This window comes from Burkholderia sp. A2 (assembly GCF_001729305.1).
Lineage (GTDB): Bacteria > Pseudomonadota > Gammaproteobacteria > Burkholderiales > Burkholderiaceae > Burkholderia > Burkholderia sola.
In genome coordinates this window covers 397,979-424,382 of the sequence record NZ_LZXX01000090.1, presented here as the reverse complement: position 1 = coordinate 424,382, position 26,404 = coordinate 397,979, and the positions used below count along the sequence as shown (strand labels likewise).

24 protein-coding genes, 1 pseudogene and 1 riboswitch are annotated in these 26,404 nt (G+C 68.0%); of the genes and pseudogenes, 16 read left to right on the top strand and 9 right to left on the bottom strand.

Annotated features, from left to right (window positions below):
- The first annotated feature begins 51 nt into the window (after positions 1-51).
- Positions 52-155, top strand: a riboswitch (Fluoride riboswitch).
- Between the two features lie 79 nt (positions 156-234).
- Both A9Z05_RS13910 and A9Z05_RS13905 read left to right on the top strand, forming a co-directional pair.
- Positions 235-1,476: a voltage-gated chloride channel family protein gene (locus A9Z05_RS13910; RefSeq protein WP_069618575.1), complete on the top strand. Its 1,242-nt coding sequence runs from the start codon at positions 235-237 to the stop codon at positions 1,474-1,476.
- Between the two features lie 76 nt (positions 1,477-1,552).
- A complete protein-coding gene (locus A9Z05_RS13905) occupies positions 1,553-2,137 on the top strand; it encodes a hypothetical protein (RefSeq protein WP_069618574.1) in 585 nt (194 codons plus the stop codon).
- 16 nt (positions 2,138-2,153) lie between these two features.
- Here the strand turns inward: A9Z05_RS13905 and A9Z05_RS13900 are convergent, their stop codons facing one another.
- Complete coding sequence (locus A9Z05_RS13900; protein WP_069618674.1) at positions 2,154-2,867, bottom strand: riboflavin synthase; 714 nt, start codon at positions 2,865-2,867, stop codon at positions 2,154-2,156.
- A 211-nt stretch (positions 2,868-3,078) separates the two neighbouring features.
- Positions 3,079-4,941: an ABC transporter ATP-binding protein gene (locus A9Z05_RS13895; protein WP_069618573.1), complete on the bottom strand. Its 1,863-nt coding sequence runs from the start codon at positions 4,939-4,941 to the stop codon at positions 3,079-3,081.
- A 488-nt stretch (positions 4,942-5,429) separates the two neighbouring features.
- On the opposite strand from A9Z05_RS13895, the gene A9Z05_RS13890 reads away from it, so the two are divergent.
- The gene (locus A9Z05_RS13890; protein ID WP_069618572.1) at positions 5,430-6,311 is read left to right on the top strand and encodes a Dyp-type peroxidase; all 882 of its coding nucleotides are present in this window, start codon (positions 5,430-5,432) and stop codon (positions 6,309-6,311) included.
- Positions 6,312-6,407: 96 nt separating this feature from the next.
- Here A9Z05_RS13890 and A9Z05_RS13885 read toward each other — a convergent pair whose 3' ends face one another.
- Entirely contained in the window at positions 6,408-6,809 is a 402-nt protein-coding gene (locus tag A9Z05_RS13885) for an OsmC family protein (protein WP_069618571.1), read from the bottom strand.
- Between the two features lie 547 nt (positions 6,810-7,356).
- On the opposite strand from A9Z05_RS13885, the gene A9Z05_RS13880 reads away from it, so the two are divergent.
- From A9Z05_RS13880 to A9Z05_RS13860, 5 genes are all read left to right on the top strand, one after another.
- Complete coding sequence (locus A9Z05_RS13880; RefSeq protein ID WP_069618570.1) at positions 7,357-8,421, top strand: helix-turn-helix domain-containing protein; 1,065 nt, start codon at positions 7,357-7,359, stop codon at positions 8,419-8,421.
- Positions 8,370-9,686, top strand: coding sequence for an Nramp family divalent metal transporter (locus A9Z05_RS13875; RefSeq protein WP_069618569.1), 1,317 nt, complete (start codon positions 8,370-8,372; stop codon positions 9,684-9,686). The genes A9Z05_RS13880 and A9Z05_RS13875 overlap by 52 nt, the downstream gene beginning before the upstream one ends.
- A gap of 80 nt (positions 9,687-9,766) precedes the next feature.
- A complete protein-coding gene (locus tag A9Z05_RS13870) occupies positions 9,767-10,357 on the top strand; it encodes a phosphatase PAP2 family protein (RefSeq protein ID WP_069618568.1) in 591 nt (196 codons plus the stop codon).
- 453 nt (positions 10,358-10,810) lie between these two features.
- Positions 10,811-11,599, top strand: a complete 789-nt coding sequence (locus tag A9Z05_RS13865; RefSeq protein ID WP_069618567.1) for an SDR family oxidoreductase — start codon at positions 10,811-10,813, stop codon at positions 11,597-11,599.
- Between the two features lie 37 nt (positions 11,600-11,636).
- Entirely contained in the window at positions 11,637-12,653 is a 1,017-nt protein-coding gene (locus A9Z05_RS13860) for an NADP-dependent oxidoreductase (RefSeq protein WP_069618566.1), read from the top strand.
- Between the two features lie 112 nt (positions 12,654-12,765).
- Here A9Z05_RS13860 and A9Z05_RS37770 read toward each other — a convergent pair whose 3' ends face one another.
- Positions 12,766-12,984: a hypothetical protein gene (locus A9Z05_RS37770; protein ID WP_256121993.1), complete on the bottom strand. Its 219-nt coding sequence runs from the start codon at positions 12,982-12,984 to the stop codon at positions 12,766-12,768.
- Between A9Z05_RS37770 and A9Z05_RS13855 the strand changes: the two genes are divergently transcribed.
- Positions 12,944-13,375 (top strand): thioesterase, encoded by a 432-nt coding sequence (locus tag A9Z05_RS13855; RefSeq protein ID WP_256121992.1) that lies wholly within the window; start codon positions 12,944-12,946, stop codon positions 13,373-13,375. The genes A9Z05_RS37770 and A9Z05_RS13855 overlap by 41 nt on opposite strands.
- 46 nt (positions 13,376-13,421) lie before the next feature.
- Here A9Z05_RS13855 and A9Z05_RS13850 read toward each other — a convergent pair whose 3' ends face one another.
- The 5 genes and pseudogenes from A9Z05_RS13850 to A9Z05_RS37765 all read right to left on the bottom strand — a co-directional run.
- Positions 13,422-14,474 carry an AI-2E family transporter gene (locus A9Z05_RS13850; protein WP_050017367.1) on the bottom strand — a complete coding sequence of 351 codons (1,053 nt, stop codon included), beginning with the start codon at positions 14,472-14,474 and terminating at the stop codon, positions 13,422-13,424.
- A gap of 232 nt (positions 14,475-14,706) precedes the next feature.
- A complete protein-coding gene (locus A9Z05_RS13845; RefSeq protein WP_069618564.1) occupies positions 14,707-15,291 on the bottom strand; it encodes a YSC84-related protein in 585 nt (194 codons plus the stop codon).
- A gap of 64 nt (positions 15,292-15,355) precedes the next feature.
- Positions 15,356-15,742 carry a YqjD family protein gene (locus tag A9Z05_RS13840; protein WP_069618563.1) on the bottom strand — a complete coding sequence of 129 codons (387 nt, stop codon included), beginning with the start codon at positions 15,740-15,742 and terminating at the stop codon, positions 15,356-15,358.
- A gap of 285 nt (positions 15,743-16,027) precedes the next feature.
- Positions 16,028-16,706, bottom strand: a pseudogene (locus A9Z05_RS38425) (endonuclease/exonuclease/phosphatase family protein); the annotation flags it as partial.
- A gap of 2 nt (positions 16,707-16,708) precedes the next feature.
- A partial coding sequence (locus A9Z05_RS37765; protein ID WP_256121987.1) for an ExeM/NucH family extracellular endonuclease occupies positions 16,709-17,834 on the bottom strand: 1,126 nt, incomplete at its 3' end.
- Between the two features lie 206 nt (positions 17,835-18,040).
- Between A9Z05_RS37765 and A9Z05_RS13830 the strand changes: the two genes are divergently transcribed.
- From A9Z05_RS13830 to A9Z05_RS13800, 7 genes are all read left to right on the top strand, one after another.
- The gene (locus tag A9Z05_RS13830) at positions 18,041-18,394 is read left to right on the top strand and encodes a YciI family protein (protein WP_069618562.1); all 354 of its coding nucleotides are present in this window, start codon (positions 18,041-18,043) and stop codon (positions 18,392-18,394) included.
- 125 nt (positions 18,395-18,519) lie between these two features.
- On the top strand, positions 18,520-18,939 hold the full coding sequence (locus A9Z05_RS13825) for a YciI family protein (protein ID WP_069618561.1): 420 nt from the start codon (positions 18,520-18,522) through the stop codon (positions 18,937-18,939).
- 26 nt (positions 18,940-18,965) lie between these two features.
- Positions 18,966-19,382 carry a VOC family protein gene (locus tag A9Z05_RS13820; RefSeq protein WP_069618560.1) on the top strand — a complete coding sequence of 139 codons (417 nt, stop codon included), beginning with the start codon at positions 18,966-18,968 and terminating at the stop codon, positions 19,380-19,382.
- Complete coding sequence (locus A9Z05_RS13815) at positions 19,379-20,647, top strand: RNA polymerase sigma factor (protein ID WP_069618559.1); 1,269 nt, start codon at positions 19,379-19,381, stop codon at positions 20,645-20,647. The genes A9Z05_RS13820 and A9Z05_RS13815 overlap by 4 nt, the downstream gene beginning before the upstream one ends.
- 278 nt (positions 20,648-20,925) lie before the next feature.
- Positions 20,926-22,788, top strand: coding sequence for a ShlB/FhaC/HecB family hemolysin secretion/activation protein (locus tag A9Z05_RS13810; RefSeq protein WP_256121986.1), 1,863 nt, complete (start codon positions 20,926-20,928; stop codon positions 22,786-22,788).
- Between the two features lie 150 nt (positions 22,789-22,938).
- Entirely contained in the window at positions 22,939-25,548 is a 2,610-nt protein-coding gene (locus A9Z05_RS13805; RefSeq protein WP_069618557.1) for a filamentous hemagglutinin N-terminal domain-containing protein, read from the top strand.
- A gap of 336 nt (positions 25,549-25,884) precedes the next feature.
- Positions 25,885-26,307 carry a rubrerythrin family protein gene (locus A9Z05_RS13800; protein WP_006497294.1) on the top strand — a complete coding sequence of 141 codons (423 nt, stop codon included), beginning with the start codon at positions 25,885-25,887 and terminating at the stop codon, positions 26,305-26,307.
- The last annotated feature ends 97 nt before the right edge of the window (positions 26,308-26,404 follow it).

The following is a 26,404-nucleotide window of genomic DNA, read 5'->3' as shown; positions in this document are numbered from 1 at the left end:
CGTGGCGCGCCGGCGCTGCATTGCCTGCGTGGCGCGGCGTCGCGTACAATTGCGGCCTGCGGAGATGGCATGCCTCCCTGCGGTCGTTCCCGGCGCGTGGCGCGCGGTGCGACCCTCAACCGCCGGTTTGCCCGGCTGATGATGCCTGCGTGTTCCTGGGTCGTCAGGAGGTCGCAGGCCGTCCATCCGGTATTCTGCCGCCCAGGTTTTGATGTTCCGTCGAATCTGGAAATCATGTTCTTCACCACTTCTGCCGATCTTTTCGCGACCGTGCGCTACGTGTGCCGCTGGCTCGCGCTTTCCGCGCTGCTCGGCGCGCTCGCCGGCACGGCCTCCGCACTGTTCCTGATCGCGCTCGACTGGGCGACCGGTACGCGCGTCGCGCATCCGTGGCTGCTGTGGGGGCTGCCGGCCGCCGGTTTTGCCACCGGCTGGATCTACCATCGCTTCGGTCAGTCGGTCGCGCGCGGCAACAACCTGCTGATCGACGAGATCCACGATCCGAAGGCGCTCGTGCCGAAGCGGATGGCGCCGCTCGTGCTCCTCGCGACCGTCGTCACGCACCTGTTCGGTGGCTCGGCCGGCCGCGAGGGCACGGCCGTGCAGATGGGCGGCGCGCTTGCCGATCGCGTCACGCATCTGTTCCGTCTCGATCGCGAGCATCGCCGCGTGCTGCTGATGGGCGGCATCGCGGCCGGCTTCGCGTCGGTGTTCGGCACGCCGCTCGCGGGCGCCGTGTTCGGGCTCGAGGTGCTCGCGATCGGGCGCCTGCGCTACGACGCGCTGCTGACCTGCGTCGCGTCGGCGATCGTCGCGGACGTCGTGTGCCGCGCGTGGGGCGTCCATCACACGGCCTATGCGATTCCGTTCGTGCCGGCCGTCTCGGCGACCGGGCTGGCCGTGACGGTCGTCGCGGGCATCGCGTTCGGCGTGGTCGGGCGGCTGTTCGCGTTCGCGACGCATGCGCTGACCGCGTGGTTTCGCCGCGCGATCCGCTATGCGCCGCTGCAGCCGGTGCTCGGCGGCCTGCTGGTCGCGGTGGCCGCGACCGTGCTGAACGTACCGCAGTATCTCGGCCTCGGCATCCCGACGATCGAGGCTGCGTTTCACGGCCCGCTGCCGCCTTACGATTTCGCGGGCAAGTTCGCGTTCACCGTCGTCACGCTCGCGTCGGGGTTCAAGGGCGGCGAGGTGACGCCGCTGTTCTACATCGGCGCGACGCTCGGCAACGCGCTCGGCCAGGTGCTGGCGCTGCCGGTGCCCGTGCTCGCGGGGCTCGGCTTCGTCGCGGTGTTCGCGGGCGCGGCGAACACGCCGATCGCGTCGACGATCATGGCGATCGAATTGTTCGGCGCGGACATCGGCGTGTACGCGATCGTCGCCTGTGTCGTCGCGTATCTGTTCTCGGGGCACGCGGGGATTTATCGCGCGCAGCGCGTGGCGGTGGGGAAGGGGGCGCGGGTTGAGGCGGAGTGAAGCGGGGGCGCGGTCGATGTCGGTCGATCGCGGCGGCGCGATGCGATACCCGGGACGCTAAAAAGAGAGGCGTCCAATGACGTCGGACGATTTTCTGAACGAAGCCGGGCGGCTCGCGAGGCCGTGCCGTCAGTACCGTTTCGCGGACGACGGCGAACCCGTCGCCGGCTACTGGCATGGGGTCGATGCCGGCGAGTTGTGCATTTCCGTCGAACGCGACGGCGTCTGGCTGAACGTCTATCTCGACGATAGCGGCACGTCAGGCCGTGTGGAGACTTCCATGCAACCCGTCCGTTCCGCCCGCCCGCTGTGCCGATCCGACGCGCTGTCGCTTCCGCCGGTCGACGCGGTGTTTCGCTTCGGCTCCGCCGCGATCGGCGCATACCTCGACGCACACGGCTGGCAGCGCGACTGGGGATTCAACGGCAACTTCAAGGGCGCGGCCGCGCACGACTACGAGCGTGAATGGATCGCGCAATGCCCGCTCTACACGGGCGGCGTGGTGGCCGTCGCGGGCGGATGGAACATGCCGTGGCCCGACGACGACTGGAATGAACTGATCGACCTCGAACTCGTCCTCTGGACGTTCGAGGAATCGGAGCCGTGGGTCGAGGTGTTCTTCGACGGCAGCCGGTACTCGGTGATCCAGCGGATCACCTAGCACGCGGGCATCGCGCTTACTGCTTCGGCAGCCGCGCGACATGACGCGCCAGCAGTTCCTCGATATCGATGCCTTTTTCCGCGAGCAGTGCGGTGACGACGCCGTTCAATTCGCCGAGCGTTTCCTTGACCGATTCCCGGATCGTATCCACGACGACCTGCGTGCTGCGCTCGATCTCGATGTTGACCTTGTCGTCGACACCCTTCGCATCGAACGTGGTCGCGCGGCGCGTTTCGGGAATCAGCCAGACGTCGAACCAGCCTTCGTCGCGATTGACGTCCGACACGGTGAGGCTGCAGCCGTTGATCGCGATGTAGCCCTTCGCGAACACATAGCGCTTGAACGCGGCCGGCACGCCGATGCGGATCATCCGGTTGTGCTCGGACGACGCGACGTGCGCGATGGTCCCCGTGAAATCGACATGACCGGACAGCGGATGCCCGCCGATTTCCGCGCCGTCCTTCGCGGCCCGCTCGACGTTGACGCGCGCGCCGGTCGTGAGGTCGGCGAGCGTCGTGATCCGCAGGCTCGGCAGCATCACGTCGAAGTCGATCAGCACCGGCGAATGAATGGTCGTCACGGTCAGGCACACGCCGTCGACCGACACGCTCGCGCCGATCTCGATATCGTCGGTGAACCGTTCGGGGAATTCGATGCTGAACGTTCTCAGCTCGCCGTGATCCTTGATGGCGTTGATGACGGCAACACCCTGAACAATGCCTGTAAACATGATCGATCCCTCGTCGCAAATTTCCTGGCCGACATGATAAGTGATCCCGCTGCCGGACATGCCGCGGCGCGCGGGCCGGCGCCGGCGAGCACGTGCCGCAGATACAAAAAAGGCCGTGCGCGTGGCACGGCCTCGAACCGGATCCGCTGGCTGGCCGATACGGCCCGGCGGCGATGACCGCGCCGCCAGGCCGTGTCGTGATGCGCCTGCATCAAACCTTCGCTGGCTCGCCCAGCGGCCCGGCGTCGCGATCCGCCGTACGCCGCGGCGAATCGGCGAGCCCCTTCGCGAGCTCCAGCGCCTGCCGCTCGAACAGCCGGCGATAGATGCCGCCGTCGATGCGGATCAGCGCATCGTGGTTGCCTTCCTCGATCACCTTGCCGCGATCGAGCACCAGCAGCCGGTCGAGCGCGCGCACGGTCGACAGCCGGTGCGCGACGACGAGCGTCGTGCGGCCGACCATCAACCGCTCCATCGCCTGCTGGATCAGCAGCTCGCTTTCGCTGTCGAGGCTCGACGTCGCTTCGTCGAGGATCAGGATCGGCGCATCGGCGAGGAACGCGCGCGCGATCGCGACGCGCTGGCGCTCGCCGCCCGACAGTTTGATCCCGCGTTCGCCGACGAGCGTGTCATAGCCGTCCGGCAGCGCGGCGATGAAGTCGTGCGCGCTCGCCAGACGCGCGGCGCGCTCGATGTCGGCGCGGCTCGCGTCGGGGCGCGCATACGCGATGTTCTCCGCGAGCGTGCGGTGGAACAGCACGGGCTCCTGCTGGACGATCGCGATCTGGCTGCGCAGCGAATCCTGCCGCACCTGCGCGATGTCCTGCCCGTCGATCGTGATGCGGCCGCCCGACACGTCGTACAGGCGCTGGATCAGCTTGATGAACGTCGTCTTGCCCGACCCCGAATGGCCGACGAGGCCCACGCGTTCGCCGGGCGCGATCCGCATCGAGAAATCGTCGTACAGCGGCACCGGATGGTTGCCGTAGCGGAACGTCACGTGCTCGAAGCGGATCTCGCCTTGCCCGATCCGGATGGCCGGCGCGCCGGGGCGGTCGTCGATGCCGAGCGGCTGGCGTTCGAGCGCGACGAGTTCTTCCATGTCGTTCACCGAGCGCTGCAGGTTGCGGATGTGCATGCCGACGTCGCGCAGGTAACCCTGCAGCATGAAGAACATCGTCAGCGCGAACGCGATGTCGCCGACGCTCGCCTCGTCGTTCATCCACAGCCGCAGTGCGACGCCGATCATCGCGGCCTGCATCGCGACGAGCATCGCGCCCTGCAGCCCGCCGTTGAACGTGCCGCGCACCCACGTGCGGCGCGTGCGCTGCCGCCACTTGCCGATCACCCGCGCGAGCCGCGCTTCCTCGCGCGTTTCCGCGCCGAACGCCTTGACGACCGCGTTGCAGCTGACGGCGTCGGCGAGCGCGCCGCCCATGCGCGTATCCCACAGGTTGCCGAGCCGGGCGGCCGGCGCGACGATGCCGAGCGACACCGCGACCGTCACCGCGATGTACAGCAGCGAACCCGCGCCGACGACGAGCCCCATCACCGGCCAGTGCGTGCCGAGCAGCACGGTCGCGCCGACCAGCATCGTGACCGACGGCAGCAGCGCGATCAGCACGGTGTCGTTGAGCAGGTCGAGCGCCCAGATCCCGCGCGTGATCTTGCGCACGGTCGAGCCCGCGAAGCTGTTCGCGTGCCAGTCGGTCGAGAAGCGCTGCACGCGGTGGAACGACGCGGCGGCGATCTCGCTCATCATCTTCAGCGTGAGCGTGATGATGTTCAGGTAGACGCCCTGGCGCAGCACCGTCGCGCCGATGCCGAGCGCGGCGAGCGTGCCGAACGCGACGAGGGCCGAATGCCACGCGGCGGCGCGGTCGGTCAGGCCGGTCGACAGCGCGTCGACGAGGCGGCCGGCGAACAGCGGCGTGAGGACGTCGGCGAGCGCGGCGAGCAGCGCGAGGCTCGCGACCGCGGCGATGCGCGCCGGCTGCTTGCGCCAGTAACGGATGGTGAAGCCGAAGACGGCCTGGAATGCGTGGCCGCCCAGATGGGAGGTTTTTCTGGTCATGTATCGTTGCCCGGCGCATCGCGCGACGGGACTTTCCGGTTCGGAGAACGTCGAAAACGCAACAGCCGGGCCGCGCAACACGCGCGGGCGGAACGAAAACGGGCTGTCGGGAAAAGCGCGGCTGACGGGTTAGCGGAAAACTCGGGAGCCGGCGCGGACGGCGGGCTGGATCAGCTGCGCCGCGAGACCACGTTCGGGAAGGTTGCTGGCATTCGGAACATCTGCACCTCCCTGAAGTGAACGGTTGAATGAAAGGACGCCGAAAAGACGTGCAGCGATTTTATCAGGACAGTCGCGCGCGCCGCAACGTCTGACGAATGCGGCGTTGCTGCGTCGATACGGTTAGTATTCGGGGTTTTGGCCCCTTTTCGCGTACGTTGCGCGATGGCGGGTGCGGAGCCGGCGCGCGCATCGATTACACTTCCGCGTCCGCGGCGCGCGACGGCGTGGCCCGCACAGATTCATTCCGAACCATTCCCGAGGAAACGATGAGCGACGTTCAGCAAGGCATCCTGGCTCCGATCGATACGGCAGCCCGATACCTCACTTTCACGATGTCGAACGACGGCAATGTCGCCGCGGCGCTGGCCGCGCTGCGCGAGATCGCCGACGGACGCGACACGGTGGTCGGTTTCGGACACGCGCTGGCCGCCTATCTCGGTCACCCGGTGCCGGGCCTGACCGACTATCCGGCGTTCTCGGTGAACGACCGCACGCTGCCCGCGACGCCGGCCGACGTGTGGGTCTGGCTGCGCTCGGACGACCGCGGCGAGATCGTGCTGCGCGCGCGGGCGATCGAACGCGCGCTCGCGCCGGCGTTCGTGCTGCAGGAGGCCGTCGACGGCTTCCGCTATTCGAACGATCGCGACCTGTCCGGCTACGAGGACGGCACCGAGAACCCGGAAGGCGACGATGCGGTAGCCGCGGCGATCGTCACGGGGCAGGGCGCGGGGCTCGACGGCTCGAGCTTCGTCGCGGTGCAGCAGTGGGTGCACGACTTCGACCAGATGGAGCGCATTCCGTCGGGCGAGATGGACCACATCATCGGGCGTCGCCGTTCGGACAACGAGGAACTCGACGACGCGCCCGAATTCGCGCACGTGAAGCGCACCGCACAGGAAAGCTTCGAACCCGAGGCATTCATGCTGCGCCGTTCGTCGCCGTGGTCGGACACGCGCCGTGCGGGCCTGTACTTCGTCGCGTTCGGCTGCTCGTTCCGCGCGTTCGACGTGCAGATGCGCCGGATGAGCGGCGCGGAAGACGGGATCGTCGACGGCTTGTTCCGCTTCACGCGGCCGCTGACGGGCGCGTACTTCTGGTGCCCGCCGATGAAGGACGGCAAGCTGGACCTTGCCGCGCTCGGACTGTAAGCGCCGGGGAGGATCGACGAACGGGCGGGGCGCGCCGGATGCGCGGCCCGCCCGTTTCGTTTTTCGAGCGGCAAACCGTACGGCGTACCGCGTGCGTCAGTTCAACGTCGTGTCGATCCGCGTGCCGCGCTTGATGAACTGCGTCACCGGGGTTTTCTCGCAGATTTCCGCGAGACGCTGGCGTTGCGCGTCGTCGAGCGGGCCGTCGAGCGTCACGACGCGGCGCACGTACTGCACGCCTTCGCGATCGGCGTGCAACTCGGTGCGCACGGCGATGCGCGCGGCCGGCCACGTCTTGCGCTGCATGTACATGCGCAGCGTCGCGGCCGTGCATTGCGCGAGCCCGGCCAGTACGAATTCGTACGGCGCCGGCCCGCGATCCTGGCCGCCTTCGCGCGGCGCTTCGTCGCCGGTCAGCGCGTGCGTGCCGGCCTGCAGCTGGACGACGTAGTCGGGCGCGTCGGCATCGAGGACGGCGGCGGCGTGGATGAGCGACATGGCAGGTCTCCGGGAAGCAAATAAAGGAAAGCGGGCGCCGCGTGGCGGCGTGCAGCCGTCAGCATACCGTCCCGGCCGCGCGGGCGTGCGCAGCGCGCTACGCATCGGCGATGCCGGCGCTGCTGCGCACGAGCGCGGCGATGCGTTCGCCCGCGTTCGATGCACGTCGCTGCCGTTCGCGCCGATACGCGAGCGTTCGCGTTGCCGATGTAACGCAATCGAACACGCACGCCATTACGCATGACGGCTGCAATAATCGGCTGCATCGCATACGCGATTCTGTATCGGCATACCAGCGGCGCGCGGCAGCCTGTAGTAATCCGCCATCATGCTGTCCCCGTCGGCCATTTCGCGCCAAAGGCGCTACCCGTTCGGCTAAGATGCCGTCGCTTCATATTTCGGGATAGCCGTCCTGTCGCACGCATTCAAACCAAATATAAGCCTGACAGTTCGACGGTATTAGAAGAAGTCGAACAAGTCGGGGGCTTGGCCAGTGAATGCAGCAGATCAGCGGTGGGTCATTATCTATTTGAGTACGGGGTTTTCGTTGGCCCAGGCCGCGCGTCTCGGCGAGGCCTTCAACCTGGCGAATCGCCTGCATGGGTACGGTGTGGATTACCAGCTCAAGTACGTATCCGAAAGCGGGGGACTGTTGCAGTCGTCGTCCGGCGTGAGAATCGCGGCCGATCCGCTCGGCGACGAACACAGCCGCCGCGCGCGCGCGTTCTTTCATCTTCATGGCGACCGCGCGGCCGTCAACTGGGACGACGCATTGCAGCGGCGCCTGGCCGACATTCGCCAGCATGCGCGCTGGATCGTCGACGCGATGGACCTGCCCGCGCTCGCCGCCACGCAGCGGCCGTCGTCGTCGATCGACGTGCGGCCGGGCAGGGCGCGACGCCGCGCCGCCACGACGATCGAATCGCGGGCCGGCGAGACCGACGTGTTCGCCGCCGCGCTCGACATGTTCCGCGCCGACCTCGGCGACGGCGCCGCGCGGGAGATCGCCAGCAACATGATGCGGCCGGTCGAGCAGCGCTATGTTCAGTCGATGTGGGCGTTCCGCGAACTGAGCGCGAGCCCGTCGATCCGGATGTCCGCACAGCGGCTGCGCGCGCAGAGCGTGAACCGCATCTCGATCGCCAACGCCGCGCAGGCGGCCGCGATGAGCGAGCGCAATTTCCTGCGACGCTTCAAGAAGGAAATCGGCGTGACGCCGACCGAGTTCGTCCAGCACGTGCGGCTCGAACGGGCGTGCCACATGCTGATCCATACGACGCTGCCGGCCGACAAGGTCGCGCGGCGCACCGGGTTCGGCAGCGGCGAGCGGCTCGCGAAGCTGTTTCGCCAGCGCCTGTTGATATCGCCGACCGAATTTCGCGTCGCCGAGCGGGAAAAAATCCTCGCGCACGGCGCGGCGTCGCCCGATCCGGATGACGGGGCCGCCGCCGCGTGCCGCGACGGCGACGGGGCGGAATGCGACGCGTGCGTGGCCGCGCGCGGGAAAACGGGACGGATACCCGTAGAATCGTCGTGTCGCGACCTCGATTCCCGGTTTCCATGCCCTTCCTCCCCTCTACCGCCACCGCCCCTTTCTGCCCGTCGGAAGTAAAGGGCAGCATCACGATCGACGCCGCCGCGCCGCGCTGGCAGAAGCTCAAGCGTTTCTTCGGCCCCGGCCTGCTGGTCGCGATCGGCTACATGGATCCCGGCAACTGGGCGACTGATATCCAGGCGGGCTCGCAGTTCGGCTATTCGCTGCTGTGGGTCGTCGCGTTCTCGAGCCTCGCGGCGATCTTCCTGCAGATGCTCGCGGCGCGGCTGGGCCTCGTCGCGGGCAAGGATCTCGCGCAGGCCAGCTACGACCGCTACGGCCGGTTCGGCCGCGTCGTGCAGTGGATCACCGCCGAAGTGTCGATCATCGCGTGCGACATCGCGGAAGTGCTCGGCTGCGCGCTCGCGTTCAAGCTGCTGCTCGGCGTGCCGCTTGCGTGGGGCGTCGTGCTCACCGCGCTCGATACGGTGATCGTGCTCGGCCTGCAGGGCAAGGGGTTCCGGCAGATCGAGGCGATCGTGCTCGGGCTGATCGCGACGATGGCGTTCTGCTTCGTCGCGCAGGTGGCGATCACGCCACCCGACTGGCACGCGGTGGTCGGCGGGCTCGTGCCGGGCGACCCGGGCCACGACCGCAAGGACGCGATCGTGCTCGCGCTCGGCATCGTCGGCGCGACGATCATGCCGCACAACCTGTACCTGCATTCGTCGGTCGTGCAGACGCGGCATGTGGTCGGCGGCGCGCGCGGCGTGATCCGCGACACGCTGGGGCTCGTACGCATCGATACCTGCGTGTCGCTGTTCGTCGCAATGCTCGTCAACGCGGCGATCCTCGTCGTCGCGGGCGCCGCATTTCATGCGACGGGCCAGCACAACGTGACCGACATCGAACAGGCGTACCGGCTGATCACGCCGATCGCCGGCGGCGCGGCCGCGCTGTTGTTCGGCATCGCGTTGCTCGCATCGGGGCAGAGCTCGACGCTGACCGGCACGATCGCCGGCCAGGTCATCATGGACGGTTTCCTGCATACGAAGATCCCGTGCTATCAGCGTCGGCTGATCACGCGCGGGCTCGCGCTCGTGCCGGCGCTGATCGGCGTGCTGTGGCTCGGCGACGGCTCGGTCGGGCAACTGCTCGTCTGGAGCCAGGTGCTGCTGAGCCTGCAGTTGCCGTTCGCGATGTGGCCGCTGATCCGCTCGGTCAGCGACCGCCACACGATGGGCGAACACGCGATCGGCCGCGGGATGCAGGTGGTCGCCTGGGCGCTGTTCGCCGTGATCACCGGCACGAACCTGCTGTTGATTACCGGTGTCGCGGGCTGATACAGCCTGTCACAGGCTGACACAGGCGTGCGGCGCGCATGCGGTAAACTGCCGCCTTTGGATCGACCCCGAAGTCCATTATGTGGAGTGAAATCAGCAATATCGGCGATGCCGCGCTGACCTTGCCGATCGCGCTGACCTGCGCGGCATGGCTCGTGCTGACCGACTGGCGCCTCGCCGCCCGCTGGGGCGTGCTGCTGGCCGCCGGCATGGGCGTCGTCGGCGCGACGAAGATCCTGTATGCCGGATGCGGGATCGAGCTTCCGCAATTCGATTTCCGCGTGATCAGCGGCCATACGATGCTGTCGACGTCGGTGTGGACGGTCGCGCTGTCGATGCTGTGGCAGGCGTTCCGGCCGGGCAGGGCGCCCGGCATCGCGGCCGGGCTGGCCGTCGGCGCGATCACGGCCGTCGCGCGCGTGTTCGATCATTCGCATACCGTGCCGGAAGTCGTCGCCGGCTGGATGCTCGGCGCGCTGGTCGCGCTGGTGTTCCTGCGCGGCTACGACGGCGCGCGGCAGCGCGCGTTCTCGCCGCGCGTCGCGGCGGCCTGCCTGCTGCTGGTGTCAGGCATCGCGTACGGGCACCGCGCGCCGTTCCAGCAGATGATCGACACGCATTCGCCGCAGTTTTGCGCGTTCATGCGTGCGCCGTCGGGCGACCGGGTCTGACCGGTGCAGATGGCGGGCGCTACGGCGCCGCCTCCCTGCCGCCGGCGTTCGTCCGGCGTTTTCCCGGGTTTTCCGGCGGGTCGCACGATGCCACGCCGGTTCATCTCCCCGATTGCTTTCCCCGGTTGTGCGGAACGCAACGCCCGGCATCCCGAAAATCGACTTGCTCGCCAGCCCGTTCGATGTCTATGACCGGGCATAACGAACATTCACTTCAACGATCGGCTGCATTCGCGTACGCTGGCTGTCGTTCAACCGCGGACAGCCTGCCCGGCCGGGCACGCGTGCGTCGCGTTCGTCTCGATATACTCGCGGAAACCGTGTGGCGCGTCGTCATGTCGGCGCACCGGCCACCGGCGCACGTCGGCCGGCAGCGGCCCTGAAGGCCCGGAAAGCACGCACACCCCGTCGCGGCAGCGTTCCGCGACGACGATTCAAGACAGGAGCAGACACATGACAATCGTTTCTCCGCGCCTCGCCGGCAAGTGCGCATACATCACGGGCGCCGCGGGCGGCCTCGGCCGCGCGATCGCGCGCCGGATGGTCGAGCAGGGCGCGCGCGTGTTCGTGACCGATATCGCCGAAGCGGCGGTGCTCGACGCGTTCGCGCAGGAACTCAACGCGGGCCGCGCGACGCCGGTCGCGTTCGCCGCGACCCAGGACGTGCGCGATGAAGCGCGCTGGCAGACGCTGCTCGCGCAGGCGACCGATGCGATGGGCGGGCTGTCGGTGCTCGTCAACAACGCGGGTGTCGGCTCGATCGGCTCGCCCGCGCAAATCGAGCTGGACGAATGGCGGCGCGTGATGGCGATCAACGTCGAGAGCATCGTGCTCGGCTGCAAGCATGCGCTGTCGTATCTGGCCGAGAGCCATCCCGCATCGATCATCAACATCTCGTCGGTCGCCGCGTTCAAGGTCGAACCGGATTTCACCGCGTACAACGCGTCGAAGGCGGCGGTCGCGTCGCTGACGAAGTCGGTCGCGATCGACTGCGCGCGCCGCGAGATCGACGTGCGCTGCAATTCGATTCACCCGGCGTTCATCCGCACGGGGATCGTCGAGCCGCTGTTCCAGTCGCTCGGCGAACGCGACGCGACGCGCAAGCTCGCGCGCGGCATTCCGCTGCGCCGGCTCGGCGAGCCGGACGACGTCGCGCATGCGGCCGTGTATCTCGCGTCCGACGAGAGCCGCTTCGTGACCGCCGCCGAACTCGTGATCGACGGCGGCATGTGCGCGGTCTGACGCGCATCCCGAACCACAACGATTGGAGGAGAACAGCATGTCGACACCCGTGAACCGTCAGCTGCTGCTGAAGACGCGCCCGGAAGGGCGGGTCGGCCGCGAACATTTTTCGCTCGTCGAGACGCCGGTGCCGGCGCTCGCCGACGGCGACGTGCTCGTACGCGTGCTGTATCTGTCGATGGACCCGACCAACCGCGTGTGGATGAGCGACGTGCCGCAGTACCTGCCGCCCGTCGCGATCGGCGAGGTGATGCGCGCGCTCGGGATCGGCCGCGTGATCGCGTCGCGCCATGCGGGGTTCGCGGAAGGCGATCTCGTGCAGGGGCTCGTCGGCTGGCAGGACTACGCGGTCGTGCCGGCCGAGCAGGCCGCGCAGTTCGTGAAGCTGCCCGCGCAGTCGGGCCTGCCGCTGCCGACGCTGCTCGGCGCATGCGGAATGAGCGGGTTGACCGCGTACTACGGGCTGACCGACATCGCGCCGGTGCAGCCGGGCGAAACGCTCGTCGTGTCGGCGGCGGCCGGCTCGGTCGGCTCGATTGCCGGGCAGATCGGCAAGATCCACGGCGCACGGGTGGTCGGCATCGCGGGCGGTGCGGACAAGTGCCGCTACCTGACCGAGACGCTCGGCTTCGACGCGGCCGTCGACTACAAGGCCGACGATTTCCGCCAGCAACTGAAGGCAGCGACGCCGGACGGCGTGCACGTGGACTTCGAGAATGTCGGCGGCGAGGTGATGCGCGCGGTGCTGTCGCGGATGGTGATCGGCGGGCGGGTCGCGCTGTGCGGCGTGATCTCGAACTACAACAGCGGCCGCGCGGCCGACGACGTCGGCGTGCTGATCTCGAAGCGGCTGACGATGCGCGGCTTCCTGATCCTCGACTACCGCAAGAGCCGCGAAGCCGTGCAGACGCTTTCCGGCTGGCTGCGCGACGGTCGGCTCAAGGCCGAGGAAACCGTGGCCGACGGCCTCGAAAACGCGCCCGACGTGCTGAATCGCCTGTTCGACGGCGACCATCGCGGCAAGCTCGTGCTGCGCGTCGATCCGGAAGCGTGACGGACGTGTCTCGCCTGTCGGATCGGGGCGCGGGCGCGTATCGATCGCGCTGAGTTCGATTAATCCGGCTGCAGTTTAGGACTTGTCCCATATATTGTCCGGGCCGCTCTCCCTACAGTGATTGCCAGTACACAGGCGGCGTGACCGACGCGTCACGCCGCCTGTTTTTTCTGGTGACGCGGCAGAGGAGAGGGAACATGCGCGACAACGCGAAGCGGTTGGCATCGGCGACGGTAGTGAGTGCGGGAGTCGTGCGGAAGAGGATGTTCGGGCTCGGTGTCGCGCTCGCGATGTCGACTGCGACGTCGATCGCAATGTCGAACACGAACATGGCCGGACAGCCCGCGGCGGACGGTGTCGTGCGATTCACCGGTGCGCTCGTCGATCTCTACGACGTGACGCTCGATGCCCCGGCGGGTGTGCAGGTCGACGCGCGGAACGCGGATCACGGCGGGGCAGCGGCCACGCTCCGGTTCGATGCGCATGGGCGGCGCCTACCCGGTGCGCTGGTGACGCTGGTCGGGCCGGACGGCGCGCCGCTCGCGGCCGATGGCGGCGCGGCGGTGCGCGCCACATGGCACGACGCGCGCGGCGATCGCAGCGTGCCGCTGGCGCCGGGCCGCGTTCATCGCGTCGGCCCGTATGGCGGCGTGATGACGGTTGCGGCGGATGAAGCAACGGGCGCCGTGGCGCCCGTCATGATCCATATCCGTCATCCTTGACCGGCGATGTCCGCCCGCATGCGGATCGCCGGCCGCCGGACGCGCGTCATTCGCCCTGTTCGGCGCGCGCGTAGATGTCCCAGCTCGCCATGAACAGCGCGGCGACGAGCGGCCCGATCACGAAGCCGTTGATGCCGAACAGCGCCATCCCGCCGAGCGTCGAGATCAGCACGACCCAGTCGGGCATCTTCGTGTCCTTGCCGACGAGGATCGGGCGCAGCAGGTTGTCGACGAGGCCGATCACGCCGACGCAGAACGCGACGAGGATCACGCACTTCCATACCGCGCCGATCATCAGGAAGTAGAGCGCGGCGGGCACCCACACGAGGCTCGCGCCGATCGCGGGCAACAGCGACAGGAACGCCATCAGCGCGCCCCACAGCACGACGCCCTCGATCCCGAGGATCCAGAAGATCAGGCCGCCGAGCGCGCCCTGGACGAGCGCGACCGCGATGTTGCCCTTCACGGTCGCGCGCACGACCGTCGTGAATTTCGCGAGCAGCAGGTTCTTGTGCTCTTCGTCGAGCGGCAGCGCGCGGCGCACGCGGCGGCCGATCTCGCCGCCGTCGCGCAGCAGGAAGAACACCATGTACAGCATCACGCCGAAGCTCACGACGAACTGGAACGTGTTCTGGCCGATGCTGAGCGCCTGGGTGGCCGCGAACTGGCTGATCTGCGCGGCGCCGTCGGTCAGCTTCTTCTGGATGCCCGGGATGTTGGTCAGCCCGTATTTCTGCAGCAGGTTCTGGATCGACGTCGGCAGCGCGTGAATGATGTCGTGGAAATACTGCGAATAGTTCGGCTGGGCATCCTTGAGCTCCTGGTACACGTACGCGATTTCCTGCACGAGCGTGGCCGTGACGAACACAAGCGGCAGGATCACGATCAGGATGATCAGCGACATCGTGACGAGCGCGGCCAGATTGCGCCGCTTGCCGAAGCGTGCGGCCAGCCAGCGCTGCACGGGCTGGAACAGGATCGCGAGAATGGTGCCCCAGAAAACGGCGCCGGAGAACGGCGCGAGGATCCAGCAGAGTCCGACGGTGACCGCGAACAGCAGGAAGTAGAAGAATTTTTGGTGATCGTGTCCGCTATCCATGGGTACATTCGCGCAGATTGATGCGTGGTTTGATTGAATCTCGTTGCCCCGCGCGCGATCGGTTCGCGAACGTCGGGTTCGCGGCGCGACGCGCCGCCGGGCGGCCCATGCGGAGTATGCCCGCAAAGGTGCCGCCATCATAGCCGCTGCGTGATGCACATGCGAAAACGCCGCGGCCGGGGCCGCGGCGCTGCCGGGAAGCGAACGCGGCGGGAGGCCGCGTGCCGCATCGTCAGATGTTGAGCTTGGTGACCTTCGTGCCGTTCACCGACAGGTCGCCCATCAGGCCTGCATTGGTCAGGACCAGCACTTCCACCGGTGCGGTAGCCGTGTTGGAGTCGACCGCGCCGTTCGCGCCGACCTTCACGACCGCGACCGACGCGTCTGCGCCGGCCGACCAGCCGTCCGACTTGCGGAACGAGTCGAGCGCATCCTGCGTCATGAACAGGAACACGACCGCCTTCGACTGCGCGCCGGCCTGCAGGCCGACCGACAGCGACGACGTGTTGTAGTAGCCGACGGTGCTGCCGCCGACGCGCAGCGCGCCGTTGCCGGACTGGGCGCCGACGATGAAGCCGGCCTGCAGCACGTTCGGGAACACGAGGACGCCGCGCGCTTTCGAGACCAGGTCGCGCGAGCCGGGCACCGTCGAATACAGGCGCGACAGCGTCGCGTTCACGCTGGCGTCGATCGACTCGCGCTTCGACGCGCTGGCCGCGGGGCTATCGGGTTTGCCGGACGTGGTCGTGCAGCCGGCAAGGGCGAGGCTGCCGAGCATCACGGCAGCGGCGGCTTTCATGGCGAGGGATTTCTGCATGGCGTTTCTCCTTCGTTGTCTGATGGATGACGGGCGAGGCGGGCGGCGGTGCACGCCGCCCCGTTCAACGGCGGGAAAGGAGCAGGCCCGCAACGAACGCAAGGCCCGCGACGACGCCGGCGGTTTGCCACGGGTTGTCGTGCACGGCCTGCGACACGCGTTCGGCCGATTCGCGCAGCCGGGCGGCCGCGCTGCCCGATGCGTAGTCGAGCGCGCCGCGCGCTTCGTCGAGCCGGGATTGCACGCGCTTGCGCAGCGCGGCGATATCGCCATCGCCATCGTTTTTCAGCAGATCTTCCAGTTCGTCGACCAGCCCGCGCAGATCGTCGGTCACGTCGGCATGCAGATCGCGGGCGGCCGCGCGCGTCGTGCGGCCCACGCGCCGGCCGGTGCGACGGATATCGGACAGCCCGCGGTCCAGCTTGTGTTCGATCGAGTCGGTAAGCGCCATGGTGTTTATCCTCCTTTGATTCCAGGCAATTTGAAGATAAGACGAATCGCTGCAACTAATGTGATTCACTTGATCCGATTGAGTTTCGAGACAAATTTTCAATTCGTCAGCCGGATCGCCGGGAAACCCCGTCGCGCGGGGCGGCGCAGCGGTTGAAAAAATTTCGCGCGTCGGGGCGATACAGCGTGTCGAGCAGCGGGTCGCAGTGAAGGTCCGGTAAATATGGCGCCCCCACGGGCATCAGGTAAATAGTGCCGTTGCAGGTTGAGCGTTGATGCAAATGCACTACTCGACGCTCGATCGAGGCGCACGATTCGTGCCTGATGCCGGCTGTGGGCCGGTGTCGTTCAGCGCGACGTCGATGACGACGGGATCGTGGTCCGACGAGCGGTAGGCGTCCGGCGCGTAATAAGCCGACCGTCGCGTGCGCGTTTTGTAATCGGGCACGGGTTGCAGCGCGAGCGGTTCGTCCGCATTGATGTGCCAGAACCGCACGGCCTTCACGCGCGCGGCGAGCGGCGGCGTGGCGAGCGCATGGTCGAGATTGCCGGCTTCGCCGCGAAATACGTAGCTGTACGCAGCATCGCCGACGAAGCGCGCAACCAGATTCGCGTAGCCGCGCGCTTCGAGCGTGCGGACCGGGTCTTCCTTCGCATAACTGTTGAGATCGCCGATCAGCAGCACGCCGCCGGCCGCGACGCCCGTCGGCGACGTGGCGAGCCAGTCGGCGACGCGCGCGGCCGCCCGCGTGCGCGCCGCATTCCAGCAGCCCTGGCCGTCCGACTGGTCGAGATCGGCGCCGCTCGCATGCGGGCAGTTCTTCGACTTCAGGTGATTGACCGCGACCGTGAGCGCACGCGTGCCGCCGATGCGCCGGAACGTCTGCGCGAGCGGCGCCGATCTCGACCAGTCGGACGGCCAGGGCTGCTGGAATGCGGCGCGCACGCGGGCGGCCGCGCGCGTCNNCGCCGAGTTGCGCGGCGAGCCGACGGATGGCGCTCGCGTCGCCGTGGCCGTTGTTCGCGATTTCCATCAGCCCGATCACGTCGGCGCGCAGCGCGCGCAACGCCGCGACGATCTTCGCTTCCTGCCGCGCGAACGCGGCGGCCGTTTTCGCGCCGCGGTTGGCCGGCGCGTCGAATCCGCCACCCTGGCCGTCGCCGTTGAAATAGTTGAAGACGTTGAACGACACGATGCGTACGTCGGCATCGGGATGCCGGGCCGGCGCCGCGGTACGCGGGTTCGCGGCGGCATCGAATACGGGCGCCGTGCCGGCCACCGGTTGCAGCCGCCATGTGCCGTAGCGCAACTCGAGCACGCCTTCGACGCCGCGTACCGTGTAGCCCGCGCGCAGCGTGTTGGCGGCGCTCAGCGCGGGCGGCGGATAGCGGACGGTCGCCGGGTCGCGGCGGTTCGAACCGTCGTCGAGCACGATGCGATTCAATGCGTTGGCCGTTGCCTGGGCGGCAGCGTCGGCCGGCGGCGCGACCTGGGTCGGCACGCGCAGCCGGCCGTTGCTCAGCACGATGCTGCCGTAGCGGCCGAGTTCGTAGGTATCGCTGACCGTCAGCGTTTGCGGCAGGCGTACGCGCATGGCTTCGTGCGCGGCGAGGACGGCGGGCGACGCGACCGGCAGCGTGAGCGCGGCCGGCGTGACCGTCTGCCCGCGTGCGCAGACGGCCACGCGGCCCGACAGCGTGAGCTGCGTCCGGCCGTATTTCTCGTCGACCTTGCCGGTCAGACGCACGAGATCGCCGGGTTCGGCGCGCGCGTCCGGTGCGTAGACGAACAGGCCTTCCGAAACGCCCGGCCGGCGTTGCCGCTGTGCGTCGGCCTGCTGGACGAAGAAGCCGCCCAAGCCGTCGGCGCCGCCGAACGCCGCGGTGACGACCGCCTCGATCGACGTCGTTTGCCCGGCGAGCGGCGACCGACCACCGGCGCGGCGGATCTCGGCAATCGCCGTGGCTGCGCCGCCGCAGCCGCTGCTGACCGGCAGCGCGGCGGTGGTCCGCCGGGCGCAGAAGGCCACGGACAGCGCGACGGACACCACGACGAACAGCGCGACGGCAAGCAGGGGGAGCGGGCGTGACATGGGGCGATCCACAGGATGAGAATCCGACAGTTCGGGACCGCATCTTGAAGGCAAAATGTCAGGCTGCGGGCGAAATGGCCGTTCGGCCATTGCCGGTTGGCCAACGATGCGGCAAGCCGCCCCGCGGCTGTTACGCTTTCGCACCGGGCGTCGTGTGCCGCTCGTCCGCTGCATGTCGCCGCACCCCGTTCCCACAGGAGAAATCCATGTCTTACATGCTGTTGATTGTCGAACCGGTCGAACAGCGCGCCGAGCGCACGCTCGACGAAGGCCAGGCGCTTTATGCGCGGATGGTCGAATTCGCCGAGTCGTTGAAGGCGCGCGGCGTGCTGCGCGGCGTCGAGTCGCTGGAGCGGTCCGAGCGCGGCACGCGCGTGCAGGTGCGCGACGGCGAGACGCGGCTGCTCGACGGCCCGTTCGCGGAGGCGAAGGAGATGGTCGGCGGCTTCTTCCTCGTCGACGTCGACACGCGCGAGGAAGCGATCGAGATCGCGCGCCAGTGCCCGGCCGCGCAATGGTGCACGGTCGAGGTACGCGCGGTCGGCCCGTGTTTCCTGTGAGTGCCGCGACTCGGTATTTACCCTGATTTGTCGTGGCGCGTGTCGATCCGGCCGTCTTCCGCCCGTCGTCCGGGTAAGGCGCCGCGGAACGGGCGCCGCTTTCCACCGACGACAAGGAGTGAACGATGCGATTCATGATCATGATCCGGGCGAACGCCGTCAGCGAATCCGACGCGTTGCCGGACAACCGGCTGGTCGAGGCGATGACGGTCTATCACGAGGAACTGGCGAAGGCCGGCGTGCTGCTCGACGCCAACGGCCTGAGGCCGAGCGCCCACGGCTGGCGCGTGCGCTACACGGGCGGCAAGGGCACGGTGGTCGACGGCCCGTTCGCCGAAACGAAGGAACTGATCGCCGGCTACACGCTGATCCAGGTGCGCTCGCGCGACGAGGCGCTCGAATGGACCCGCCGGTTCCCCGCGCCGTTCGGCGCCGAACTCGATTGCGAGATCGAGGTGCGGCCGCTGTTCGAGCTCGACGACCTCACGCCGAGCGATGCGGTCGAGCGGTTCCGCGATCTCCACGTCGGCCGCAGCCACGCCTGAATCCAACCTCACCGGGAGCACCCGTCATGCACAAGATGGTTTTCATCAACCTGCCGGTAGCCGACCTGCCGCGCGCGAAGACGTTCTACCAGGCGCTCGGCTTCGAGGTCGTGCCGGCCTATACCAACGAGCAGGCCGCCTGCATCAAGATCAGCGACACGATCTTCGCGATGCTGCTCGTGCGGCCGTTTTTCCAGACCTTCACCGACAAGACCATCATCGATCCGGCGACGCACATCCAGGTGCTGTCGTGCCTGTCGTGCGACAGCCGCGCCGAAGTCGACACGCTCGTCGCGAAGGCGCTGGCCGCCGGCGGGGCTGCGCCGCAGGCGCCGCGCGAGTACCCGAACATGTACGGCCACGGGTTCACCGATCCGGACGGCCACACGTGGGAACTGATGGCCATGCCGCTGGAGGCGTCCGCCCAGGGGCAGGCGTCGTGACGCATGAGGCGACGCATCGTGCGATCGAAGCGGTCTGGCGAATCGAGGCGCCGAAGATCATCGCGCGCGCCGCGCGCGTGGTGCGCGACGTCGGCGTGGCCGAGGAGCTGGCGCAGGACACGCTCGTCGCGGCGCTCGAGCACTGGCCCGTCGACGGCGTGCCCGACAACCCGGCCGCGTGGCTGATGACGGCCGTGAAGCGTCGTGCGCTCGACCGGGTCCGGCAGGAGTCGCTGCATGCGGCGAAGCGCGACCAGCTCGGCCACGAGATGGACGCGCTCGAAGCGCATGTTGTCCCCGACATCGCGGACGCGCTCGCCGACGCGCGCGACGACGACATCGGCGACGACCTGCTGCGGCTGATCTTCACGTCATGCCACCCGGTGCTGTCGACCGACGCACGCGTCGCGCTGACGCTGCGGCTGCTCGGCGGGCTGACGACGGGCGAGATCGCGCGCGCGTTCCTGACGCCCGAGCCGACGATCGCGCAGCGGATCGTGCGCGCGAAGCGCACGCTCTCGGCCGCGCACGTGCCGTTCGAAGTGCCGGCTGCCGATGCGCGGCCCGCGCGGCTCGCGTCGGTGCTCGAAGTGATCTATCTCGTGTTCAACGAAGGCCATGCGGCGACGGCGGGCGACGACTGGATGCGTCCGGCGCTATGCGACGAGGCGTTGCGGCTCGGCCGCGTGCTGGCCGGGCTCGCGCCGGATGAAAGCGAGGTGCTCGGGCTCGTCGCGCTGATGGAGCTACAGGCGTCGCGCATGCATGCGCGCGTCGATGCGCAGGGCCGGCCCGTGCTGCTGCTCGACCAGGACCGCAGCCGCTGGGATCCGCTGCTGATCCGGCGCGGCCTCGCGGCACTGGAACGGGCGACGAAGCTCGGTGGCGTGCGCGGGCCGTATGCGCTGCAGGCCGCGCTCGCCGCGTGCCATGCGCGTGCGCGGCGGCCGGCGGACACGGACTGGGCGCAGATCGTCGCGCTGTATGACGCGCTCGCCGAAGTCGCGCCGTCGCCGGTCGTCGAACTGAATCGCGCGGTGGCCGTGGGAATGGCGTTCGGGCCGGCTGCGGCGCTCGAACTCGTCGACGGGCTGCGCGACGATCCGGCGCTCGCGCGCTATCACTGGCTGCCGAGCGTGCGCGGCGATCTGCTCGCGAAGCTGGGTCGCACCGACGAAGCGAAGCTCGAGTTCCGGCGCGCGGCGGAACTGACCCGCAACGCGCGCGAAAGGGAATTGCTGCTCAAGCGTGCGACGGATGCGTGAAGTGGATCGCGCGCCGTCGCGGCGCGTCGGCGGGAAATGCTCGCGAGCCCGGCCGGAAGCGGTGCGGTGACGACACGCCGAATGCGGCATGACCGGCCGGTGCGCACGAGTCGGCGCCTCTCGGCGGGATCCGCGATATGTCGGCAGATTTAAGCGATGTCCTAATTGGACGCTAAAAAATAATAATACGTGTACGAATTATATTTCAAGATGATAATTTTAATTGAAACTTAAATGCAAGGCTTCGCATAATCCGCGCTTGATTGACATGTCGCGCGATGGGCGGGGTCCGAGTGTTAAGGATAGTTAACAAAAAGAAGTATGGGCGAATGGAGCCCACGGAGTCGCGACGCGCCCGCATGCGCCAGTCTTGCGCATCATGCGAGACCGGGCGCGGCCCGATACGATTCGGTCGCATCGGTCATTTCCCGGATCTGGTCATGCGGCCGCGACGCATTGCGAGCCGCGCGCTGTGCGCCGCGAACCTGGTGGCATTCGCTGTTGCCGCGGCTGCCCAGACCCCCGAGTCCGGCGCGCAGCCGCTCAATGCACAGCGCCATCAGGCCCAACAGCTCGACGAGATCCGGCAGCAGATGCTCGACCGGCCGGACGTGCTGTCCGCGAAGCCGCCGCGTGAATCCGACGCGCTGCAATTGCCCGAAGAAACGCCGTGTTTCGACATTCACACGATCGAATGGCGCGGCGCCGACGCATTCCCGTGGCTGCGCGACGCCGTCCCGTTCGAGCCCGCCTGCATCGGTGAAAAAGGCTTGGGTCTGCTGCGCGAACGGATCGGCCGCCGTCTCGTCGCACGCGGATACGTCACGTCGCTCGTCAGCATTCCGTCGCAGGATCTGTCGACGGGACGCTTGATCATCGAGGTGCTTCCCGGCCGCATCGGCGCGATAAACGACGAGCGCGGCCGGATCGGCTGGGTGCGCATCGCGTTTGCGCGCGGCGCGCACGCGTTGCTGAACGTGCGCGATCTCGATCAGGCGCTCGAGAACATACGTCGTCTGCCCGGTCAGGCAGCCACCGCGTTCGATCTGGTTCCCGGCGCGTCGCTTGGCGATACCGACATCGTCGTCCGGCCTCCGGACGATACGCGCCGCTTTCGCTTCATCGCGACGGCCGACAACGGCGGGCTCGATGCGACCGGTCGCAACCAGCTCGGCGCGATCGTCGCGATCGATTCGCCGCTGCGGCTCTACGATCAGTTGATCCTCACCTACAACACGGACGCATCGCTGGGCAACAAGGCGATCGGCTCGCAGGCGAAAAGCGCCGCATGGAACGTGCCGATCGGCTATGCGTCGTTCTCGCTCGGCATCAGCGAGTGGACGAGCCGGCAGGCGCTGTTGAACGATGTGCCCGGCCTTGTCGTGCCGCCGTTCGGCCAGCGGACCCGCCGCTACGAGACCGGCATCGGCTACGTGCCGTATCGCTCCGGTCACGGCAAGACCACGCTCGGTTTCCGGCTTGCTCGACGCGAGGACCGTTCGTGGTTGGGGCCGATCGGTATCGACGTGATGCGCCATGACATCGTCAGCTATGAGGTGAGCGCGGCGCATCGCGAGAAGCTCGCGCGCGCGACCATCGACGCGAGCATCAGCATGCGCGCAAGTCTCGCCGGGTTGAGTCCTTTCCCCGGCCATATCAACGGTCGGGACTCGTGGGACGGCCGCTATCGCGTGTTTACCGCGGCGTTCGGCGCCGATGCCCCGTTCCGGATCGGCGCGCGGCCGTTCGGTTATCGCGGGTTCGTCCAGTTCCAGTACACGCCCGGCGTGCTGCCGTCCACGGAGTACCTGCAGATCGGCGGCCGCTACACGGTGCGTGGGTTCGACGGCAACCAGACTCTCGCTGGAGCCTCAGGCTGGTTATGGCGCAACGAGCTGGCGACGCCGTTGTTCGGCATGCACGAGGTCTATGCCGCGCTCGACGCCGGCCAGATCGTCGGCGAAGGCGCGGACGAGGGCGCGGGCCGGGGAGGCCGCATGCTGATCGGCGCCGCGCTCGGCGTGCGCGGCGGCTACCGGATGCTCGGCTATGACGTCGCGCTCGGCATGCCGCTTCACAAGCCGGGCGCGCTGCGAACCGCGCAACCCATGTTCCTCATGTCGCTTACGAGCCGTTTCTGATCGGTGCGGGCGCACCCGCGTTCGCCATATGCCACGGAGGGAACCGCCATGTAAGCACGTTTGCCCGTTCATCGGCCGATCGACGGACCGGCCCGATCCGGCGTGGCCTGGGCCATGCCTGTCATTCATCTTCAGAAAAACGAGAAGACCATGAAACATCAACTCGACCATCATCGCCGGCGTGCGGCCGTGCCATCCGTGCGCACCGCGCTTGCCGCGGCGCTCACGCTTGCAATGCCGATCCTCGCGACACAGCCCGCGTTCGCGCAACCCGGGCTCGTCGTGGATCCGAGCGGGGCCAATCGCCCCGGTCTCGGCACCGCACCGAACGGCACGCCGATCGTCGACATCAACGCACCGGATGCCGCCGGCATTTCGACCAACCGCTTCACCGAATACAACGTCGGTTCGACGGGCCTGGTGCTGAACAACAGCGTGGGCCGCACGCACACGCAACTGGCCGGCGACATCGACGGCAACGCGCGGCTCGGCGGCCGGTCGGCGCAGGTGATCCTGAACCAGGTGACGGGCGGCAACGCGTCGGTGCTCGCGGGCACGACGGAAGTCGCGGGGCAGAAGGCGCGCGTGATCGTCGCGAACCCGAACGGGATCAGCGTGAACGGCGCGAGCTTCATCAACGCGAGCCGCGTGTCGCTCGTCGCGGGCACGACGGAATTCGACGAGATCGGCAACGTCAAGCAATTCCGGACCGAGAACGGCCGCATCACGATCGACGGCGACGGGCTCGATGCGCGCAATATGGATCAGCTCGATCTCGTGGCGCGCACCCTGAAGGTGAACGCCGCGCTGCACGCGAAGAAGCTGGTCGCGGTCGCCCAGCAAGGGACGGCCGCGATCGAGAATCCGCAGGCGATGTCGTTCGATGCTGCGACGGGTGGAGAATTGCCGCGTGTCGCGATCGACGTGTCGAAACTCGGCAGCGTGCATGGCGAGGATTCGATCGTCATGCGTGGCACGTCGGCGGGCGTCGGCATCAATATCTCGGGCAAGCTCGAGGCGGTGACGGGCTCGATCTCGCTGCTGTCGGATGGCAAGGTCCGGATCTCGAATGGCGGGTCGCTGCGCGCGAAGCGTCTGTCGGTGCCGTCCGGCCTGCAGATCGGCGGGAACTGGACGGACGACGACGAGGCGACGAAGCCGCCGGTCAAGCCGGAGCCGCCGGTCGCCGAAACGAAGCCGCCAGTCGATCCGGAGCCGCCGGTCGCGGAAACGAAGCCGCCGGTCGATCCGGAGCCGCCGGTCGCGGAAACGAAGCCGCCGGTCGACCCGGAGCCGCCGGTCGTCGAAACGAACCCGAAACTCGTCGTCGACCCGAACGCAGCCGATCGCCCCGTGCTTGGCGCCGCGCCGAACGGCACGCCGATCGTCGACATCAATGCACCGGACGCCGCCGGCATTTCGTCGAACCGGTTCCTCGAATACAACGTCGGTCCGAACGGCCTTGTGTTGAACAACAGCACGAAGCGCACGCACACGCGACTGGCCGGCGATATCGACGGTAACGCGCGGCTCGGCGGCCGGTCGGCGCAGGTGATCCTGAACCAGGTGACGGGCGGCAACGCGTCGGTGCTCGCAGGCACGACGGAAGTCGCGGGGCAAAAGGCGCGCGTGATCGTCGCGAACCCGAACGGGATCAGCGTGAACGGCGCGAGCTTCATCAACGCGAGCCGCGTATCGCTTGTCGCGGGTACGACGGAATTCGACAGGTACGGTCGCGTCAAGCAATTTCGGACCGAGGACGGCCGCCTCACGATCGAAGGCGACGGGCTCGACGCGAGCAGCGCGAATCAGCTCGATCTCGTGGCGCGCGGCGTGAAGGTCGATGCGGCGGTACGCGCGAAGCAACTGTTCGCGATCGCCCATCAAGGGACGGCGGCGCTCGAGCAGACGGTGCCGCGGACGTTTTCCGGGCCGGCGAGCGGCAACGCGCCGGACGTGGCGCTCGACGTGTCCGCGTCGGGCAGCCTGCAGGCGGACACGATGGCGCTGGTCGGCGCGTCGGCGAAAACCGGCGTCAGGATCGCCGGTACGGTGGACGCATCGGCCGGTGGCGTCTCGATCTCGTCTACCGGCAAGACGCGGATCGAGTCGACCGGACACCTGCAAGCGGGCGCGTTGCGGCTGATGAACGGGCTCGACAACAGCGGTACGGTTCGCGGCGGCACTGTCAGCGTCGCTGGCGATCTCGACAACGACGGTTCCGTACAGGGACGCAGCGTCTCGATCAGCGGCAACGCAACCAATGCCGGCACGCTGCACAGCGACGGCGCGCTCGACATCGCTGGCCGTCTGGCCAATAACGGCGCCGACAGCGCCGTCGACGGGCGCGATGTTCGGGTCATGGGCAACGTCGTCAACGAAGGGACGCTGGGGAGCGCCGAGTCCCTGAAGCTCATGGGATCGCTGACCAACAGCGGTACGGTCGGCGGTCGCAACATTCAGGTGATGAGCAACCTGGTCAACACCGGCTCGCTGCACGCGGAGAAATCGCTGTCCGCGATGGGCAACGTGACCAACCGCGGTACGATCGACGCCGGCAACGTGCGGATCATGGGCAATACGACCAATGACGGCACGCTGCACGGCGACGATTCCGTCCTCGTGATGGGCGGCCTGTACAACGGGTTGTCCGGCATCACCAGCAGCTACGGCGGCGTGACCGGCTTCGGGCGCATGTCGGGGCCTGGGCGTGTCGTCAGCTACATGGCGCGTCCGTTGCCGGCCGACAAGGTCCGATAAACCTCGATCGCACGGCTCGTACCGAGTCGGGCAAGCCGGGCGTCGCGTCGTTGGCGATGCCCGGTCCTTCACTCGCATCGCCACGGCGCGCTTCGTCATGGCCCGGATATCGGCCGCGGTCCGTGATGGAAGTCGCGTTGCCCGCACGCTTGCACGAACGATCGCCCGGCAGCGGGCGGCCGCTATCGGCCGGATTGAAAAAGCCTATTGGGGGATGCGAACGCCAGCGCCTAGATTAAAAGGCACGAAGCGTGCGCGTCCGGCGTGTGCTTCGTTCCCACATACCTGATCGGCCCGGCGTCGCACGCGGCCGCGCCGACTCGAACGGAGGCGCACATGGCTCAACTCAAGGGCAGCAAGACCGAAGAGAACCTGAAGGCCGCATTCGCGGGCGAATCGCAGGCGAATCGGCGCTATCTGTATTTCGCTTCGAAGGCCGATGTCGAGGGGCAGAACGACGTCGCCGCGCTGTTCCGCTCGACCGCCGAAGGCGAAACCGGCCATGCGCACGGCCATCTCGAATACCTGGAAGCCGTCGGCGATCCGGCGACGGGCTTGCCGTTCGGTTCGTCGCGGCTGAATCTCGAATCGGCGATCGCCGGCGAAACGCACGAATACACCGACATGTATCCGGGCATGGCGAAGACCGCGCGCGACGAAGGTTTCGACGAAATCGCGAACTGGTTCGAGACGCTCGCGAAGGCCGAGCGCAGCCACGCGAACCGCTACACGAAGGCGCTGGACAGTCTCGTCGACTGACGGGCCGCCGCAGGCCGCACGGCATCGCCGCGCGACCGGCACGCGGCAGCTGTTCGTTCATCGCCGCCTGCGTCGCGCGGGCGGTGCGCTTGCGCAC